This is a genomic window from Nocardioides sp. Z50_6 (assembly GCF_058215755.1).
In genome coordinates this window covers 106,568-123,902 of sequence record NZ_JBZAJB010000009.1, presented here as the reverse complement: position 1 = coordinate 123,902, position 17,335 = coordinate 106,568, and the positions used below count along the sequence as shown (strand labels likewise).

The following is a 17,335-nucleotide window of genomic DNA, read 5'->3' as shown; positions in this document are numbered from 1 at the left end:
ACCACATCATGTTGACGGGGCATAACAAACTAATTCGTCGACTATGACACACTGTTGAGTTCTCAAGAATCAATCGCCCCCGCCCCTCGGCCTCTCGACCTCGGTAGCGGTGCTGGTTAAGCTTAGCAGATCGTTTCCCGCCGGAGTAATTCCGGCTTGTTCTCCGCTTTCAGCTGCTGGTGAAACTTAGCAGATCGTTTCCCGCCGGAGTAATTCCGGCTTGTTCTCCGCTTCCAGCTGCTGGTGAAACTTAGCAGATCGTTTCCCGCCGGAGCAATTCCGGCCTGTTCTCTGCATTCTCTCGACAATTCTGCCTGGGTCGGATCTCCAAGGCCGCTGTCGCGCGCTCTTGTCGACCTCTTCCGAGGTGTCTTGCGAGAGGTGGTTGTCGGGATCGGGAGCCCGGCCTGACCGGCCTTGCTCCCCGGCGTCACCGGGCAACGAGGTGAAACAGTAGGCGAACTCCCACGGCCTTGCAAATCAATCGGCTGTGACGGCGGGCACAATCACGTTTGCCCAGGTCAGAGGCGCTTTTCAGCGCACTTCGACGCCGGCGACCTTCTTCTTGCCCCGTCGCAGCACCAGCCATGCGTCGCCCAGGAGGTGCTCCGGGCCGGGAACCAGCTCGGGGTCCTCGACCCGCACGTTGTTGAGGTAGGCGCCGCCCTCGGCGATGGTGCGCCTGGCCTCGCCCCTGCTCTTGGTCAGCCCGGAGAGCACGAGCAGCTCCACCACGCTGGGCAGCTCGCCGCGCGACACCTGCACGCTGCCGGCCTCGCGGAGGGCGCTGCCCAGCGCGTCGCCGGAGAGGGTCGAGAGGTCGCCGCCCCCGAAGAGGGCCTGGGCGGCCGACTTGGCCGCCTCTGTCTCGGCGGCCCCGTGGACCAGGGTGGTGACGTGGTCGGCCAACGCCTTCTGCCCGGCGCGCAGGTAGGGCTGCTCCCGCGTCTGCTCCTCCAAGGCCTCGATCTCCTCGCGGGAGAGGAAGGTGAAGATCCGCAGCAGCTCTCCGACCTTCTCGTCCTCGACGTTGAGCCAGAACTGGTGGAAGGCGTAGGGCGACATCATCTGCGGGTCGAGCCACAGGGCGCCGCCCTCGGTCTTGCCGTACTTGGTGCCGTCGGTCTTGGTGACGAGCGGGGTGGCGAACGCGTGGGCGCGTCCCCCCTCGGCCCGCCGGATCAGCTCGACGCCGCCGGTGAGGTTGCCCCACTGGTCGGACCCGCCGAACTGGAGCACGACGCCGTACTCGCGGTGCAGGTTGAGGAAGTCCATCGCCTGCAGGAGCACGTAGCTGAACTCGGTGTAGCTGATCCCGGCCTCCAGCCGGGACCTCACCACGTCGCGCGCCAGCATCCGGTTGACCGGGAAGTGCTTGCCGATGTCGCGGAGGAAGTCGATCGTCGACAGGGACGCGGTCCAGTCGTAGTTGTTGACCATCGTCGCCGCGTTCGGCCCCTCGAAGTCGAGGAAGGGCTCGATCTGCGCGCGCACCCGCTCCACCCACTGCTTGACGGTGTCGAGCGAGTTGAGCGTGCGCTCCCCCGACTCCTTCGGGTCGCCGATCATGCCGGTGGCGCCGCCCACCAGGGCGAACGGCGTGTGGCCCGCCTGCTGCAGCCGGCGGGCAGTGAGGATCTGGACCAGGTTGCCCATGTGCAGGCTGGGCGCGGTGGGGTCGAAACCGACGTAGAACCGGACGCTGCCACTCGCCAGGGCCTCGCGCAGCGCGTCGAGGTCTGTGGAGTGCGCGATCAGTCCTCGCCACTCGAGCTCGTCCAGGATGTTGTCGGTCGACACGGTGTTCCCTTCTGGTGTGGCCGGCGTCTACTCGTCGGCACACCCACCTTGCCAGACCTCCTGGGCCGGCGTCGCGCCGCCTAGGGTGGGCCGGGTGAGTGCAGACAAGTACGTCCGGGAGACAGAGATCGGCCGTGGCGGCATGGGCACGGTGTGGCTCGGTCGGGACACCGTGCTGGGCCGCCCCGTGGCGCTGAAGCGGGTGGGCGTCGTCCCCGGTGGCTCCGAGCCCGACCTCGAGCGGGCCGAGCGCGAGGCGCGTCTCGCCGCGGCGCTCAACCACCCCCACGTGGTCGCTGTCTTCGACCTGTTCGCCGAGGGCGACGAGCACTGGCTGGTGATGGAGCACGTCGAGGGCGACAGCCTCGCCACCCGGATCCGCCGCGACGGCCCCCTCCCCCACGAGAGCGCCGCGTCGGTCCTGCGCCAGGTCGCCGACGCCCTGGCCGCCGCCCACGCCCACGGCATCGTCCATCGCGACGTGAAGCCGTCGAACATCCTCGTCACCCCCGAGGGCCACGCCAAGCTGACCGACTTCGGCATCGCCCGCGCCGAGGCGGACGCCTCGCTGACCCAGACGGGACTGGTCACCGGCTCGCCCGCCTACCTGTCTCCGGAGGTCGCCTCCGGCGCCTCGGCCACTCCGGCCAGCGACATGTGGGCCCTGGGTGCCACCGCCTTCCACGTCCTGGCCGGGCGGCCGCCCTACGACGTCGGTGACAGCGTCCTGGGCGCCCTCTACCAGATCGTGCACGAGGAGCCTCCACGTCCCCAGGACGCCGGTTGGCTCGCTCCGCTGCTGGAGCACACGATGGCGACCGACCCGGCGCAGCGGTGGACGGCCGTCCAGGCCCGGGACTTCCTGCTCCGTGGCCCGGCCTCCGAGCAGCCGACCGCTCCCCTGCCGGCGCCCGAACCGATGCCCGAGCCCGCCTCCGCACGTCCGGTCCCCGCCGCCCCGGCCGAGCACACGTCCGCCTTCCCCCCGGTGGGCGGCGCCCCGGTCCCGGGCGCGGCGGCGCCGCGTGCCGGGGACCTGGAGACCCGGTCCAGCCCCCTGCCCGCCGTCCTGCTCTGGGCGGGTGGCAGCGTCGCGGTCCTCGCCCTCCTGGTCGGTGGCTTCTGGCTGGGCAGCCGCGGCGACGACGACAGCGCGCCACCGTCCGCCGAGCCCACCTCCGAGTCGGATGCCGGCACCTCGCCGACTCCCTCCCCCGAGACGGTGGCGCCCTCCCCGGCTGCCCCGGACCCGGCGGCCATGGAGGACTTCGTCTCCGGCTACCTGGACACGGTCACCAGCGACCCCCGCGCCACCTGGGAGCAGCTGACCCCCCAGTTCCAGGAGGCGAGCGGTGGCTTCGGCCGGTACAGCGGGTTCTGGCGGACCGTGGAGGACGCCGAGGCGGTCGACGTCGAGGCGGACCCCGAGCAGCTGACGGTGACCTACACGGTCGACTACGTGATGAAGAACGGCAGGCGCACCACCGACTCGGTGACCCTCCAGCTCGAGCAGGTCGACGACGGCTTCCAGGTGGCCGGGGAGTCCTGATCACTCGCTGAGCCTGGGCCCGTCACGCCCCTCGCGCACCACGCGCACCAGGGGCTAGGGGTGTCGAACGGCTGCATCCGCCGAACGCACACGGAAGTCCCGGTGCGCGCGCGTGTCGGTGCCAGTGGTGGGTACGGGAGGACTCCCCAGTGAAGGAGGCACCCATGACCACAGGACAGTTCCCCGGGACCCCAGGGTTCGACAGTGCGGGTGACCGGGACCATCCCACGACCGACGAGTCGGGCTCGGGCTCGGGGCTCAAGGAACAGGCACAGAACGTGGCCGGCACCGCCGGCGAGCAGGGCAAGCAGGTTGCCGACACCGCAAAGACGGAGGCCGGCCAGGTGGCCGCCGAGGCGAAGAGCCAGTTCATGGCGCTCTTCTCGGACGCCACCACCCAGATGGATGACCAGGCACGGTCGCAGAAGGATCGCCTCGCCGAGACGCTGCGTACCTTCGGCGACGACCTGGGCTCCATGGCCGAGCAGGGAGGCGGCCTCGCCGCCGACCTCGCCCACGAGGTGGCCGACCGGGCACGTGACCTCTCGACCCGGCTGCAGGACAAGGAACCCCAGGACCTGCTGGAGGACGTGCGGGCCTTCGCCCGGCGCAGGCCCGGCACCTTCCTGGCCGGCGCCCTCGCCGCCGGCGTCGTCGCCGGGAGGATGGCGCGTGGTGCCAAGGCGGCCAGGGACGGCGCCGGAAGCAACGGCGGCACGACGGTGCCGACAAGCACTCCCGACACCGCGTTCGGCGGCACCGTCCCGGCCTACTCCAGCGGCGCGCCCGCCGACGTCGCCGGGTCCTCCACCGCCACGTCGCCGGCTGCCGACGCACCCACGTACGGGGCGCCCGGCGTCGCGTCGCCCTCCGGGTCCGGCGAGACGCTCGGAGATGCCACCGCGATGCCCCCTGGCGCCTCGCCCGGCCCTGTGCCCGGTTCGGACCTGGGAACCCCGGGAGCCAGGCCATGACCCAGCCCGACCTGCCCGCTGCCACGCCGACCCCGCCGCCCCCTCCACCAGGGGGGGCCGGGACCACGGAGGGCACCAGGTCCCTGGGCGACATCGTCGGTGACATCAGTCGGGACCTGAGCGCACTGGTGCGCCAGGAGATGGACCTGGCGCGCACCGAGCTGAAGCAGGAGGTCACCAAGCTCGGCAAGGGTGCGGGGATGTTCGGCGGAGCCGGGGTCGCCGGTCTCCTGACCTTGATCTTCCTCTCCCTCGCCCTGGTGCACCTGCTCGACAACTGGTTGCCGGCCGAGCTGGCGGCATTGATCGTGGGCCTGGTCTGGGCCGCGGTCACGGCCGTACTCGCTCTGCGCGGCAAGCAGGAGATCAAGGAAGCAAATCCGGACCTGCCCAACACGCAGGCGAGCCTGAAGGAGGACGTCCAATGGGCGAAGGAACAGAGGAGCTGAACGTCAAGGAAGCCGAGATCGAGCGCACCAGGGTCGCCTTGTCCCGCGACCTGGACGAGCTCGGCGACAAGGTGAGCCCCCAACGCGTGGTGGAGCGCCGTACCGAGGCCGTCAAGGGTCGCCTGGGCTCTTTTCGAGACAGGGTGATGGGATCCGCGCCGAGCCTCGGGGGCGGCAGCTCCGGGTCCTCGGGCGGCTCGATCACCGGAACGGCCGCAGACTCGATGAGCAGCGCCCGCGACTCGGTCGCCGGCACCGCGCGGGGAACCGTGAGCACGGTGCAGTCGAAGACCACGGGCAACCCGCTCGCTGCAGGTCTGATGGCCTTCGGGGCAGGCATGGTCATCTCGGCACTGATCCCCGCCAGCGAGAAGGAGGCGCATCTCGCCCAGCAGGCCACCGACGCGGCGAAGGAGCACGGGCAGCCGCTCATGGACGAGGCCAGGTCGGTGGGCCAGGAGGTCGGGCAGAACCTCAAGGAGTCGGCCCAGCAGGCGGCCGAGGGGGTCCGTTCCACGGCCCAGGAATCGGTCGAGCACGTGAAGGAGCAGGGTCAGTCCTCGGCGAAGGCGGTCAAGGACGAGGCTCCGGGAGGCTGACGGTTCCCGGGCACGGCGGCCCAGGCACACGAGCCTGGGCCGCCGACCTACTCAGCGACACCGGGTCCGTCAAGTGAGTGGGGCGGGTGGGGCTCGAACCCACGACCCAAGGATTATGAGTCCTCTGCTCTGACCGGCTGAGCTACCGCCCCTCGTGCGCGGATGAGCCTATCCTCGAACGATGGAGCGTCCGGAGCTGAGCCCGCTGAACGAGGAATGGGGCCGCATGCTGTGCGTGGTGGCCCACCCCGACGACATGGAGTTCGGCGCGGCCGCCGCCGTGGCCCGCTGGACCGGTCAGGGAAAGCAGGTCGTCTACTGCATGGTCACCAGCGGGGAGGCCGGCATCGACGCTCTGCCACCGGAGGAGTGCCGACCGGTCCGCGAGGCCGAGCAGGTGGAGTCCGCCCGTCTCGTGGGGGTGGAGACCGTCGACTTCCTCGGGCTGCGCGACGGCGTCCTTGAGTACGGCGTGCCGCTGCGGCGGGAGATCGCGGCGGTGGTCCGCCGGCACCGCCCCGACGTCGTGGTCACGGGCAACTTCCGCGACACCTGGGGCGGCCGCAACCTCAACCAGGCCGACCACATCGCGGTGGGCCGGGCGGTCGTCGACGCCGTGCGTGACGCCGGCAACCGCTGGGTCTTCCCCGAGCAGGTCGACGACGGGCTCCAGCCGTGGGGCGGCGTCCGGGAGGTCTGGGCGTTCGGGTCGCCCCAGGCCACCCACGCGGTCGACACCACGGCGACGTTCGAGGCCGGCGTGGCCTCCCTGGAGGCCCACGCCGCCTACATCGAGGGCCTCGGCTGGGAGAACTGGGACGCAGCCGAGTTCCTCGAGGGGATGGCCCGGCCCACCGGCCAGTCGCTCGGCGTGACCTACGCGGCCCCCTTCGAGGTCTTCCCCATGGGTTGGGGCGACTGAGCCCACCGGAGCGCCACGACGCTCAGGGGGGTGCCAGGAGCTCGGCCGGCACCCACTCCTCGACCAGCGACCACCGCTGCGGCCGCAGCTCGGCGGCGTAGACCACCCGCCCCTCCCAGCGGCCACGATCGGCCCGGCGCCACTCCAGCAGGAGGCCGGGCCTCGGCCGGGGCCCGTCCACCGGCACCGTCACCCAGCAGTGGCGGGCCGGCGACCCCGCTCGGCTCTCCGGAGGCCGGCCTCCGGGGCTCCGAGGGTCGACCCCGGCGTCCCGGGGGCTCGCCGGAGACCCCGGTTCGCCCGCCCGCACCCGGTCGCGCAGCGGGATGCCGCTGCCCGATCCGTATCCACCACGAGCCATGTCTCATTAGAACATGTGTTCGAACCGCAGGCGACGGCGCTCACCCCACGGAGTCCTACGGCCGGGCGGAGCGGTGGCTGCTACTCGTCCCCTCGCAGGGTGAAGGAGCGGAGCCTGTCCCCTGCGAACCAGACCGAGCCCAGCGCCAGCACGGCAGCGGCCCCGAGGGCGTAGACCAGCCCCACCTCGGGCGACACCAGCGCGCCGCTGACCGAGTGCGCGACCTCGCGCCCCCAGGCACCGACCGAGACCCAGCGGATGCCGACGAACAGGTTGCCCAGCAGCCCCTCCCACAGCAGCACGACGAGCAGGCCGAGGACGACGGCGTGCCTGGTCAGCGCGGCCAGCCCCAGGAAGAGGCCGGTGTAGGCGGTGGCGGCGACCGCGCCGCCAGCCGCCCAGGCGAGTGCGAGCCGGGGGTCGGAGTCGTCGAGCACGAGGCTGCACGCCGCCAGCGGAAGCGCCCCGAGCACCAACGCGCTCGACCAGGCCACGACGAACTTGCTGAAGGCGATGGCGTGACGGTCGACCGGCTTGGCCAGCAGGTAGACCACCGAGCCGTCGTCCACCTCGGGGCCCAGCACGGCCGATGCGGCCAGCAGCGCGATCAGCGGGAGCGCCAGGGTGTAGCCCAGGTTGAGGACCGCCTCGTGCCCCACCCCCTGGCTGGTCAGCAACCGGATCACCGCGGCGAGGAGGAGGAGCACGACCGGGATGGCCAGGAGGACGGCGCCGCGCCGCCGCCCCAGCAGGGCCTGCACCGAGAGCCGGACGATCGTGGGGTTCACGGACGACCTCCGACCAGGTAGGCGAAGACGCTCTCCAGCGAGTCGTCGGTGGGGGCCAGCTCACGGATCCGGACGCCGAGCTCCCGCGCCAGGACGGGCAGCCGCAGCGCGAACGTCCCGAAGTCGGAGACCGCGACGTCCAGGCCGCCCCGGGGACGCACCGACACCGCCACCACGGACCCCTCCGCGATCAGGGCGCTGGCCAGGGTCCGGTCCTGGTCGCTGACCACGATGTAGCGGGTCGGGCGGTCGGTCATCAGGCGGCGGATCTGGCCGAAGTCGCCCGAGGCCGCGTGCCGCCCGGAGACCACGACCTCGATCTGGCGGGCCACCTGCTCCACCTCCTCGAGGATGTGGGAGCTGAAGAGCACGGTGCGTCCCTCCTCGCCCATCCGGCGCAGCAGGCTCATCAGGTGCATCCGCTGGCGCGGGTCCACCCCGTTGAACGGCTCGTCGAGGAGGAGCACGCTCGGGTCGTGCACCAGGGCCGAGGCCAGCTTGACCCGCTGCCGCATCCCCTTGGAGTAGGTGTCCACCCGGCGGGCGGCGGGCTCGACCATCTCGACCGTGTCCAGGGCCCGCTCGGTGGCGGCCCCCGGATCGGGGAGCCCGTGCAGCTCGGCGTTGGCGCGCACGAACTGCCGACCGGTCAGGTAGCCGAAGCTCAGCTCGCGCTCGGGGACCAGGCCGAGCGTGCGGTAGACCTCGGTGTTGCGCCAGATGCGGTCGCCGTCCAGGCTCACCTGTCCGGCCGACGGGGCGAGGAAGCCGGCCATCATGGCGATCAGGGTGGTCTTGCCGGCCCCGTTGGGGCCGAGGAGTCCGGTGATCCCGGGCCCGACCGACATGGTGACCCCGTTGACGGCCACGACGTTGCCGAACCAGCGGGAGACGCCGTCCAGCGTGAGGGTGCTCATGCGCCGGCCACCTTGCGGTAGCGCGCGACGAGGGCGGCCAGCAGGCCCAGCGAGGACCCGGCCAGCACCACGACGTAGAGCACCTCCATGGCGGTGTCACTGGGGGGCGTGACTCCCCCGCCCTCCACCCAGGCGCTGACCAGGCCGCGGTAGAGCGAGTACGGCGACAGCAGCCCCGCCACCTCCCCCACCCGGTCGGCGTCCTCGAGCGCGGCGACCCCCTGCACGGCGCTGACCAGGCCGTTGCCGACGAGCAGCACCGCGATGGTGCCGACGACCGCGAAGCCCCGCCGCGTCGACGACGCGGCGATCAGCGAGGCCACCGCGGTCAGCGAGAGGGCAAGGAGCAGCGCCAGCAGGACCGCCAGGGCCGCGTCGCGGGTCTGGTCGACGAAGTCGAGCTCCCCCAGGAGGGCGACCACGTAGAGCACCACGACGGGCAGCAGCAGGAAGATCAGGGTCGCCGCCAGCAGCGAGCCCGCTCGGCCGAGCGCATAGGTGCTCGGTCGCAGCGGCCGGGCCAGGTAGAGGGTGATGCTGCCGTGGCGCAGGTCCCGGGAGAAGAGGACCGGGGCCTGAGCCGCGACGAAGATGCCCAGCAGGACCTGGGTGGTCGACGCATAGGCGGCGTAGCCGATGGGCAGCTGGTCGAGCCCGACGAAGACCAGGATGCCGGCCACCACCGCCGCCGGCAGCAGGTTGAGCCCGAGGAGCACGAAGGGCAGCACCTTGGAGCGGCCGGACCGTCCGATGCCGAAGGCGTTGCGCAGCCCCGTCACGACCAGCGCGCGGGCGATGGCCCCCTCCCCCAGGCGGGGTCCCCGGTAGGGGCGGTAGCCGAGGTCGTGGATCACCCCGCGGGTCTCCCCGCCTCCGCCGCTGCTGGTCATGAGCCCACACCCCTCATCGCGAAGACGTCCTCGATCCGGTGGTGATCGGCCTGCACCCTGACCAGACCCACCCCGAGGTCGCACGCCAGGTCGCGCACCAGGTCGTGGAGCTCCCCCCGGTCCGGCGCCGACTCGATCACCAGCAGCCGGCCACGCGGCCGGACCGTCAGGCCCCGGGAGGCGAGCGCCTCCCCCATCCGCCGCTGGGCATCGTCGCCCAGCACCTCGACCAGCACCGAGCCGGTCGCGTCCAGGAAGTCGCCGGTCGCCGACGCGCGCAGCAGCCGGCCGCCGTCGAGGACGACCACGTGGTCGCTGACCCGCTCCAGCTCACCGAGCAGGTGCGAGGTGACGAGGACCGCGATGCCGAAGTCCTTGCCGATCCGCTCCACCAGGCCGAGCATCTCGTCCCGGGAGGCCGGGTCGAGACCGTTCGTCGGCTCGTCGAGCAGGACCAGCCGGGGGTCGTGGACCAGCGCCTGGGCGAGCTTCGCCTTCTGCTTCATCCCCGTCGAGTAGCCACCCATCGGGCGATAGCGCTCCTCCGCCAGCCCGACGTGGCGCAGCACCTCGGCGGCACGCTCGCGGGCCGCGACCCGGGGCAGGCCCGACATCATCGCCAGGTGGACCACGAGGTCGCTCGCCGTGACGTCCGGCGGGAGGCAGTCGTGCTCGGGCAGGTAGCCCACCTGGGCCCGGACGTCGCGCCCCTCGGTGGTCACGTCGTGACCGAGGACCCAGGCCCGACCCGACGTGGGCGGGGTCAGCCCCAGCAGGATCTTGATCAGGGTCGACTTTCCCGCGCCGTTGGCGCCGACGAGACCGGTGACCCCGGTCCCGATCTCGACCGAGAGCGACTCCAGGGCCCGGACCTGTCCGTAGTGCTTGGTCAGACCGTCGACCCGGACGGTCGCCTCCCCTTCGCCGGGCCGCTCCCGGCGCTCGGTCACGGCTCCTCGACCCGTCCCGGCGCAGGCTGCGCCTGACCGGAGGGGTCCTGTCCCCGTGCCTGGCCGTTGACCTGACCGTACTTCGTCTGGGCGTACGGGTCCTGGCCGTGCGGGGTCTGGGCGTACGGGGCCTGGCCGTGCGGGGTCTGGCCGTAGGGCGCCTGGCCGTAGGGCGCCTGGCCGTAGGTGGGCTGGCCGTACGGGGCGGGGCCGTAGGGCGGCGCCTGCCCGTACGGCAGCGGGACGGCCTTGGTGCGCGCCATCTCCCGCTCGCGGGCCAGGTCGCTGCTGCGGATCGTGTCGACGATGATCGGCGCCAGTCGGGAGTCGAGGGTCATGTGCTCGTAGGCGTCGTGCCGGATCTGCTCCACCAGGGCGTCCAGCCGCCGGACCTCCTGCAGGGCGAAGTTGCCGGAGTGCCGCTCCTTGCGCCCGCGGGCGAACCAGCCCACCGTCATGCCGATCACGAAGGGCGGCCCCAGGAAGAAGATCATGAAGGCGCCCAAGCCGAGAAATGCGCCGTCCATCGTCTCTCCTCCCCGGTGCGCGACTCTGTGGCGCGCGACTGTGACCCAGATCTTACGTGCCGGGCGTCACTTCCGGACCCGCACCACCGCCCTGACCGTGTCGAAGGCCTCCGGCGTGCCCGGCCACACCGACTGGAGCGAGAGGGTCGGGGTGGTCCCGGGGCGCGCACCGGAACGGACCTTGACCAGTGCCCGCAGGGCAAGGGTGCGGCCCGCACGGATCCGCACCCGGTAGCCGCGCGAGGAGCGGACCCGCTTGGTCACCTCGGTGCTCCCCTGGAACCAGCGGACCCTGAGGCCGCGTCCCTCGAGCGCGCCGCGCAGGCGATAGCTGCCCGCGACGCCGGTCCGGTCGGTCACCCGCACGTGGACGCTGCGGCGCCCCCCGCGCCCCAGCGTGGTGCGCACGGTCTGGCTGTGCCCCGTCGCGTCGTGCACCCTGCCCCCGAGGAACCCGCCGCGCTCGCCCACCCGGACCCGGGCGTCGGCCAGCAGGTCGCTGGCGCCGATGGTGAGCGTGAGGCGCTGGGGATGGCCGAGGCGGACGCCCTCGGAGGCGCGCAGGGCCAGGTGGATCTTCTCCTCGCCCTCCGGGACCGCGTCGTCGAGGACGGTCAGCGGGATCGTCCGGACCGACTCCCCCGCCCCGAACCGCAGGGTGCCTGGGGTGAGGGCGTAGTCCTCGCCGGGGGTGGCGGTGCCCCCGACCACGTCGTAGGCGACCGAGGACGGACCCGAGGACGCGAGCACCCGCACCGGCACCTCCAGCACCTGGCCGACCTCGCTCACCGTCGCCGCGGCCTGGTCGAAGGCGACCTCAGGTGCGCTCATCCAGTCGATCCGCTGGGTGAGCCACCGGTGGAGGAAGTCCACCTCGCCGTCGAAGTCCTCGGCGTGGACCGCTCCCGGGATGGCGGCGCCGGCGGTGTGCCACAACGACCAGTCGGCGAGCGCGGAGGGCCGCACCGCGTCGGCCACGGCCGGGATCTGCGCGACCAGCTCCTCCACCACGGGACGCAGCTGGAGGATCCGGTCCTTGACCTGACGCGAGAAGGCGGGGTCCTCCATCAGCCGGGAGATCCAGTGCCGACCCTCGCGGGTGTGCCACCCCTGGGGCGTGGTGGCGCCGTTCCACCGGGTGCCGGCGCTCTGGTCGAAGTCCCAGAGCGGACCCATCCCGATCAGGCCGTCCGGCGTCCAGGTGACGTAGACGCTGGAGTGGAAGTTTGAGTCCTGGTTGCGGAAGAGCTCCTCGACCACGTACCAGTCGACGAACGAGGCCACGTCGACCAACGGGGCGTAGCCGCGCACCGGGTCCGCGAAGTCGTCACCGTAGAGGACGTCCTCGAAGGCGTTGACGGCCTTCTTGACCCGCCGGCTCGCGCGCCGGGTCAGCTCGTCGGGGTCCTTGAACGAGATCGGCGTGCGACGGCGGGTCCGGAAGCCCGGGTCGCCGCTGGCCCGGAAGCGCTGGTCGACCTCGAGGAGGTGTCCCTCCTCGGCCAGCGCCACCCGGTCGGGCGACTGCTCGACCTGGTCGGTGAGGAGGTACAGACCCACCGGGCGGCCGTTGAGGACCAGGTCGACGAACCTCGTGTCGGGGGTCCAGGCGAGCCTGGTGCGCCGGCCAAGCTGGAACGCCAGGTGGTTGCGCAGCGCGCTGCGGTCCGCGTAGTCGGCCAGCAGCACCCACTCGTCGTGGGCCGGCATCCCGAGCAGGCTCGCGGGCGCCGAGAGCTTGATCTTGTAGGGCTTCTTGTCCCACTTCCAGGTGGAGTTGCCCCGCCCCTTGATCTCCAACTCGTAGGGGACACCGGCCAGCTGCATGGTCCCCTTGACGTAGTCGTCCTTGCTCACCACCGGCGCCCCGCCGCGGGTGTCGACGGCCAGGGGCTGGGGGGCCGCCGGAACCGCCCAGGCGGCGTCCGCCGCGTCCCGTCCCCCTGACGCCGCCCGCTCCCCCGGCACGGCGGCCGCACCGGCCGGGACTCCCAGGGCGAGGACCAGCAGGCCCGCCACCACTCCGCGGACCGGGCGTGATCGTCGTCCGAGCATGTTCTCCCCCTCGTGTCGCGCGCACCTCGACACGGGCGTCGGCTGCGGCAGGGCACACCCTGCTCCTGCGCCCCGGATCGCGCAAGAGGCCCCTCGTGCCGGTGGTCCTGCGAGACGCGTCGGACACACCCCGGGCACGCAGAGAGCCCCTGACCTGTGTGCAGGTCAGGGGCTCTCGTCGGCTCCCCCGGTTGGACTCGAACCAACAACCCTCCGGTTAACAGCCGAATGCTCTGCCAGTTGAGCTACAGGGGATCGGCCGCTCTGCGAGCGGCGCCAGAGAAGACTAGCAAGCCGGTCCCCACCGGGCGAATCCGGCCCCGGCCCCGCCGTTCAGTCCAGCCCGACCTCGGCCTGCATCCGAGCCAGGGCGTCCTGGGCGACCCTGCTGACCTCCGGGTCCTCGGGGTCGACCCCCTCGTCGAACTCGTAGACCCACTGCACCTGCGCGCGGCCACCCGGTGCGCGCCGGGCGATCACCCGGATCCCGCGGCGTCCCCTCACCGGGACGTGCCGCTGGAGCACCACGCTGGCCGTCACCCGCTCGCGCACGAGCTCGAGCAACCGCCCGGGCTCGGTCAGCGTGAGCTCGTGGGCGACCCGGGGCTCCCCCCAGGAGCCCACCTCGGTGAGGCGGAAGGTGTCGGACTCCGCGTCCCAGTCGGCGGCCTCGACCTCTTCCCACGCCACCCTGCGGGCCGGGACCGGCGACCCCGCACCGGTGGGGCCCTCGGTGAGGTAGAACGCGTCCCGGGTGCCGGCCGCGACGCGCCCGTCGGCGCTCACGGACCAGGCCAGGACCTTCTCGCCGGGGAGGACGCGGACCGCGACGGGAGGCCGTCGGCGCCGGGCGGGCTTCAAGGAGAGCTTCACCCGCTCAGGCTCCCACGGCCTTGTCGCGCAGCTCGCGACGGTGCTGCTCCAGCGCCACCAGCTCACCGAACATCCTGTTGTACTCCGTCGCGTGCTCGACCGGGTTGGTCCGCTGCAGGCGGGACTTGAGGTCGGCGATGCGGCGCATCGCGGTGAGCTCCCGCAGCCGGTAGACGTGGGCGTTGACGTAGGACTCCCCCGGCTCGCCCGCCGAGCGGACCGGCTCGACCCCCAGCTCGCTGATCGCCGAGGAGACCAGGGGGTTCTCCACCGCCCCGCGGAGCCGGGCCGCCCACCCGGGGTCGGTGGCGCCCTGGGACGCTCCCCCGGCCCCCACGATCGCCTCCCAGACGTGCCGGTAGGTCGGGTGGCTGAAGTCCTCGACGCCGATGCCGGCGACGGCACGGCCGACGGCCGAGGGGTGCTGGAGCACCAGCTTGAGGGTCTCGCGCTCGATCGAGAAGCGGGGGTCCCGCAGGTCGGGGACGTCGGGCCGCGGGCGGGCCGGACGGCCGCCGGCCCCTTCGCCCCGGACGCCGGCCTCCCCGCGCCGGTCGCCGCGGCGCTCACCCGACCGGTCGTCCGAGCGACCGCGGGCAGACGCCCGGCGGACCTCGGCCCGAGCCTCGTCCACGTCGATCCCGATCATCGCGGAGAGCTCCCGGGTGAAGGCCTCGACCTTGGACCGGTCGCGGATGCTGGAGACCAGCCCGGCCGCCTCGCGGAGCGCGTCGACCCTGCCGTCCGCCCGGTCCAGGTCGTAGCGGGAGGTGATGTTGCCCAGCACGAAGCGGTAGAGCGGCTGGCGGCGGGCGACCAGCTCGCGCACCGCGGCGTCCCCCTCCGCGAGGCGCAGGTCGCACGGGTCCATGCCCGAGGGCTCCACGGCCACGTAGGTCTGGGAGACGAAGTTCTGGTCGCCGCCGAAGGCACGCAGCGCGGCCTTCTGGCCGGCGGCGTCGCCGTCGAAGGTGAAGATCACCTCGCCGCGGAACTCCTCGTGGTCGTGCAGGAACCGTCGCAGCACCCGGGCGTGCTCGTCGCCGAACGCCGTGCCGCAGGTCGCGACCGCGGTCCCGACGCCGGCGAGGTGGCAGGCCATCACGTCGGTGTAGCCCTCCACCACCACCGCCTGGGAGCTGCGCGCGATCTCCCGGCGGGCCAGGTCCAGGCCGTAGAGCACCTGGCTCTTCTTGTAGATCGGGGTCTCGGAGGTGTTGAGGTACTTCGCCTCGATCCGGTCGTCGTCGAAGATCCGGCGGGCACCGAAGCCGATGGTGTCGCCGTTGGCCTCCCGGATCGGCCACATCAGGCGCCCGCGGAACCGGTCGTAGGCCGACCTGCCCACCGCCACCAGGCCGGAGACGGTCATCTCCTCCTCGGAGAACCCGCGCTGGCGCAGCAGCTTGGTCAGCTCCTCGCCGCCGCGCGGGGAGAACCCGACGCCGAAGAGCTCGGCCGCCTCCTGGTCGAAGCCGCGCTGGGAGAGGAACTGGCGCGCCGCCAGGGCCTCGGGGCGGGAGAGGTGGTCGGCGTAGAACTCCTGGGCGACCTTGTGCGCCTCGAGCAGCCGGCCCCGGGCCGGGCCTCGGGGGCGCTGCTGGGCCGGCCCGTCGCCATCCTCGCGGCGCAGCGCGACGCCGTACTTGTCGGCGAGCTGCTCGACGGCCTCGGAGAAGCCGAGCCCGTCGACCTTCATCAGGAAGCTGATGACGTCGCCGCCCTCCTGGCAGCCGAAGCAGTGGAAGAAGCCCCGTGACGGCGTGACGTGGAAGGAGGGCGACTTCTCGTCGTGGAAGGGGCACAACCCCTTGAGGGATCCGCCCCCGGCCTTGCGGAGCGTGACGTAGGAAGCGACGACGTCGTCGATCCGAGCCTTCTCGCGCACCTGCGCGATGTCGTCTTCTCGAATCCTGCCGGCCACGGGCGGAGTCTACGGGGTTTGACCCCGTGGAAGCCCGGGCACGGGGGGCTCATGACCACACCGCAGCCCCCCCAGGCTCAGGGGGCGAGCGCACCCGGGCAGCAGCCGGAGCCGACGCTCGGGGCACTTGTTCACGACCTCACCCAGCAGGTCCCCGACCTCATCCGCTCCGAACTCCGGCTCGCGCAGGCGGAGATGACCGCCAAGGGCAAGCAGGCGGGGATCGGCCTCGGCATGTTCAGCGCGGCGGGCCTGCTCGCCTTCTTCGGGATCGCCGCCCTGCTGACCGCGGTGACTGCCGCGCTGGCACTGGTCCTGCCCACCTGGGCCGCGGCCCTGATCGTCGCGGCCGTGCTCTTCGTCGCCGCGGGCGTCGCCGGCCTGGCGGGCAAGAAGAAGGTGGCCGGGGCGACCCCCGCCAAGCCCGAGAAGGCGCTGGGCGGGCTCAAGGAGGACATCGAGACCGTCAAGGGAGGACACCATGGTTGAGCAGGACGGCACCACCCACACCCCCTCCCAGGACGAGCTGGAGGCCGAGATCGAGCGCAAGCGGCTCGAGCTCGCGCGCACCCTGGACGAGCTGGGGACGCGGCTGGACGTGAAGAAGCAGGTGCGTGAGCGGGTCGAGCCGCAGCACCTCGCCATCGCCGGAGCCGTCCTGGTGGCCCTGGTGGCCCTCGTCGTCTGGCGGCGTCGCCGGTGAGCATGGACAAGCTCGATCGCCGCTCACTGAAGTACGTCCTCAAGCGGGCCTTCCGGGAGTTCTCCCGCGACCAGTGCACCGACCTGGCCGCCGCCCTCACCTACTACGCGGTGCTCTCGATCTTCCCCGCGGCGATCGCCCTGAGCGCGCTCCTCGGCGTCGTCGGGCAGGACCCCGAGAAGTCGGTCGACACGCTCCTGGAGGTCCTGGCCCCGCTCGTCTCGGACAGCATGCTGGGCTCGGTGGAGCCGACGCTGCGCGAGCTGGCCACCTCCCAGGGCGCCGGCCTCGCCCTGGTCGCGGGTCTCGCGGGCGCCCTGTGGACGGCGTCGGGCTTCGTGGGCGCGTTCTCGCGGGCCATGAACCGGATCTACGAGATCGACGAGGGCCGGCCGATCTGGAAGCTCCGCCCTCAGATGCTGCTGCTGACCGCCGTGCTCCTGGTGCTGATGGCGCTGGTGCTGGTCATGCTGATCGTCTCCGGCGACCTGGCGCGCTCGATCGGTGACGTCATCGGTCTCGGCGGCACGGCCGTGACGGTCTGGAACATCGCCAAGTGGCCGGTGCTCGCGGTGATCGTGATGGTGATGATCGCCCTGCTCTACTACTTCACCCCCAACGTGAAGCATCCCAAGATCAAGTGGCTCTCGCCCGGCGCCGTGGTGGCCGTGCTGGCCGGGGTGCTGGCCTCGGTCGGCTTCTCGTTCTACGTGGCCAACTTCGCCAGCTACAACAAGACCTACGGCTCCCTGGCCGGCGTCATCGTCGCGCTGCTCTTCCTCTGGATCATGAACCTCGCGCTGCTGCTGGGCGCCGAGATCGACTCCGAGCTCGAGCGCGGCCGCGAGCTCGAGGAGGGCGTGCCGGCGGAGGTCGACCTCCAGCTGCCGCTGCGCGACCACCGCAACGTGGACAAGGCCGCCGCCAAGGAGCAGCAGGAGATCGAGGAGGGCCGGGCCATCCGGCTCGCCTCCGGCGAGGACCCGCAGGAAGACCCTCATACCGAACCGGGCGTCCGGACCCGGGCCTCGGACTGACCCACACGAAAGGTGGA

At 72.1% G+C, this 17,335-nt stretch carries 18 protein-coding genes and 2 tRNA genes; 8 read left to right on the top strand and 12 right to left on the bottom strand.

Features of this window, described 5'->3' with window-relative positions:
- Positions 1-534: 534 nt before the first annotated feature.
- The gene (tyrS, locus tag AC4BGE_RS17460) at positions 535-1,800 is read right to left on the bottom strand and encodes a tyrosine--tRNA ligase (RefSeq protein ID WP_490576100.1); all 1,266 of its coding nucleotides are present in this window, start codon (positions 1,798-1,800) and stop codon (positions 535-537) included.
- Between the two features lie 94 nt (positions 1,801-1,894).
- On the opposite strand from tyrS, the gene AC4BGE_RS17455 reads away from it, so the two are divergent.
- The 4 genes from AC4BGE_RS17455 (at position 1,895) to AC4BGE_RS17440 (ending at position 5,371) form a co-directional block, all read left to right on the top strand.
- Complete coding sequence (locus tag AC4BGE_RS17455) at positions 1,895-3,349, top strand: serine/threonine-protein kinase (RefSeq protein ID WP_490576099.1); 1,455 nt, start codon at positions 1,895-1,897, stop codon at positions 3,347-3,349.
- A 164-nt stretch (positions 3,350-3,513) separates the two neighbouring features.
- A complete protein-coding gene (locus tag AC4BGE_RS17450; protein WP_490576098.1) occupies positions 3,514-4,323 on the top strand; it encodes a hypothetical protein in 810 nt (269 codons plus the stop codon).
- Positions 4,320-4,772: a phage holin family protein gene (locus AC4BGE_RS17445; protein ID WP_490576097.1), complete on the top strand. Its 453-nt coding sequence runs from the start codon at positions 4,320-4,322 to the stop codon at positions 4,770-4,772. The genes AC4BGE_RS17450 and AC4BGE_RS17445 overlap by 4 nt, the downstream gene beginning before the upstream one ends.
- A complete protein-coding gene (locus AC4BGE_RS17440) occupies positions 4,748-5,371 on the top strand; it encodes a DUF3618 domain-containing protein (protein WP_490576096.1) in 624 nt (207 codons plus the stop codon). Before AC4BGE_RS17445 ends, AC4BGE_RS17440 begins: the two co-directional genes overlap by 25 nt.
- A gap of 78 nt (positions 5,372-5,449) precedes the next feature.
- Here AC4BGE_RS17440 and AC4BGE_RS17435 read toward each other — a convergent pair.
- A tRNA-Ile gene (locus AC4BGE_RS17435) sits at positions 5,450-5,523 on the bottom strand.
- A 29-nt stretch (positions 5,524-5,552) separates the two neighbouring features.
- Between AC4BGE_RS17435 and AC4BGE_RS17430 the strand changes: the two genes are divergently transcribed.
- Positions 5,553-6,293, top strand: coding sequence for a PIG-L deacetylase family protein (locus AC4BGE_RS17430; RefSeq protein WP_490576095.1), 741 nt, complete (start codon positions 5,553-5,555; stop codon positions 6,291-6,293).
- Positions 6,294-6,315: 22 nt separating this feature from the next.
- Here AC4BGE_RS17430 and AC4BGE_RS17425 read toward each other — a convergent pair whose 3' ends face one another.
- The 10 genes from AC4BGE_RS17425 to dnaG all read right to left on the bottom strand — a co-directional run bounded on the left by AC4BGE_RS17425 (position 6,316) and on the right by dnaG (position 15,578).
- Positions 6,316-6,654: a hypothetical protein gene (locus tag AC4BGE_RS17425; protein WP_490576094.1), complete on the bottom strand. Its 339-nt coding sequence runs from the start codon at positions 6,652-6,654 to the stop codon at positions 6,316-6,318.
- Positions 6,655-6,734: 80 nt separating this feature from the next.
- Positions 6,735-7,442, bottom strand: coding sequence for an ABC transporter permease (locus AC4BGE_RS17420; RefSeq protein ID WP_490576093.1), 708 nt, complete (start codon positions 7,440-7,442; stop codon positions 6,735-6,737).
- Complete coding sequence (locus AC4BGE_RS17415) at positions 7,439-8,359, bottom strand: ABC transporter ATP-binding protein (RefSeq protein WP_490572398.1); 921 nt, start codon at positions 8,357-8,359, stop codon at positions 7,439-7,441. Before AC4BGE_RS17415 ends, AC4BGE_RS17420 begins: the two co-directional genes overlap by 4 nt.
- Complete coding sequence (locus AC4BGE_RS17410; protein WP_490572399.1) at positions 8,356-9,249, bottom strand: ABC transporter permease subunit; 894 nt, start codon at positions 9,247-9,249, stop codon at positions 8,356-8,358. Before AC4BGE_RS17410 ends, AC4BGE_RS17415 begins: the two co-directional genes overlap by 4 nt.
- Entirely contained in the window at positions 9,246-10,112 is an 867-nt protein-coding gene (locus AC4BGE_RS17405; protein WP_490572468.1) for an ABC transporter ATP-binding protein, read from the bottom strand. The genes AC4BGE_RS17410 and AC4BGE_RS17405 overlap by 4 nt, the downstream gene beginning before the upstream one ends.
- A gap of 83 nt (positions 10,113-10,195) precedes the next feature.
- Complete coding sequence (locus AC4BGE_RS17400) at positions 10,196-10,726, bottom strand: hypothetical protein (RefSeq protein WP_490576092.1); 531 nt, start codon at positions 10,724-10,726, stop codon at positions 10,196-10,198.
- Positions 10,727-10,792: 66 nt separating this feature from the next.
- Entirely contained in the window at positions 10,793-12,781 is a 1,989-nt protein-coding gene (locus AC4BGE_RS17395; protein ID WP_490576091.1) for a CotH kinase family protein, read from the bottom strand.
- A gap of 182 nt (positions 12,782-12,963) precedes the next feature.
- Positions 12,964-13,036 (bottom strand) — tRNA-Asn (locus AC4BGE_RS17390).
- A gap of 78 nt (positions 13,037-13,114) precedes the next feature.
- The gene (locus AC4BGE_RS17385; RefSeq protein WP_490572402.1) at positions 13,115-13,654 is read right to left on the bottom strand and encodes a hypothetical protein; all 540 of its coding nucleotides are present in this window, start codon (positions 13,652-13,654) and stop codon (positions 13,115-13,117) included.
- Positions 13,655-13,658: 4 nt separating this feature from the next.
- Positions 13,659-15,578 carry a DNA primase gene (gene dnaG / locus AC4BGE_RS17380; RefSeq protein WP_490576090.1) on the bottom strand — a complete coding sequence of 640 codons (1,920 nt, stop codon included), beginning with the start codon at positions 15,576-15,578 and terminating at the stop codon, positions 13,659-13,661.
- Positions 15,579-15,629: 51 nt separating this feature from the next.
- Here dnaG and AC4BGE_RS17375 point away from each other — a divergent pair, with 51 nt between their 5' ends.
- From AC4BGE_RS17375 to AC4BGE_RS17365, 3 genes are read left to right on the top strand one after another with little or no spacing between them, the layout of a single operon-like run.
- Entirely contained in the window at positions 15,630-16,067 is a 438-nt protein-coding gene (locus AC4BGE_RS17375; protein WP_490576089.1) for a phage holin family protein, read from the top strand.
- Positions 16,060-16,281 (top strand): DUF3618 domain-containing protein, encoded by a 222-nt coding sequence (locus AC4BGE_RS17370; protein WP_490576088.1) that lies wholly within the window; start codon positions 16,060-16,062, stop codon positions 16,279-16,281. The genes AC4BGE_RS17375 and AC4BGE_RS17370 overlap by 8 nt, the downstream gene beginning before the upstream one ends.
- Positions 16,282-16,283: 2 nt before the next feature.
- Positions 16,284-17,318 carry a YihY/virulence factor BrkB family protein gene (locus AC4BGE_RS17365; protein WP_490572406.1) on the top strand — a complete coding sequence of 345 codons (1,035 nt, stop codon included), beginning with the start codon at positions 16,284-16,286 and terminating at the stop codon, positions 17,316-17,318.
- The last annotated feature ends 17 nt before the right edge of the window (positions 17,319-17,335 follow it).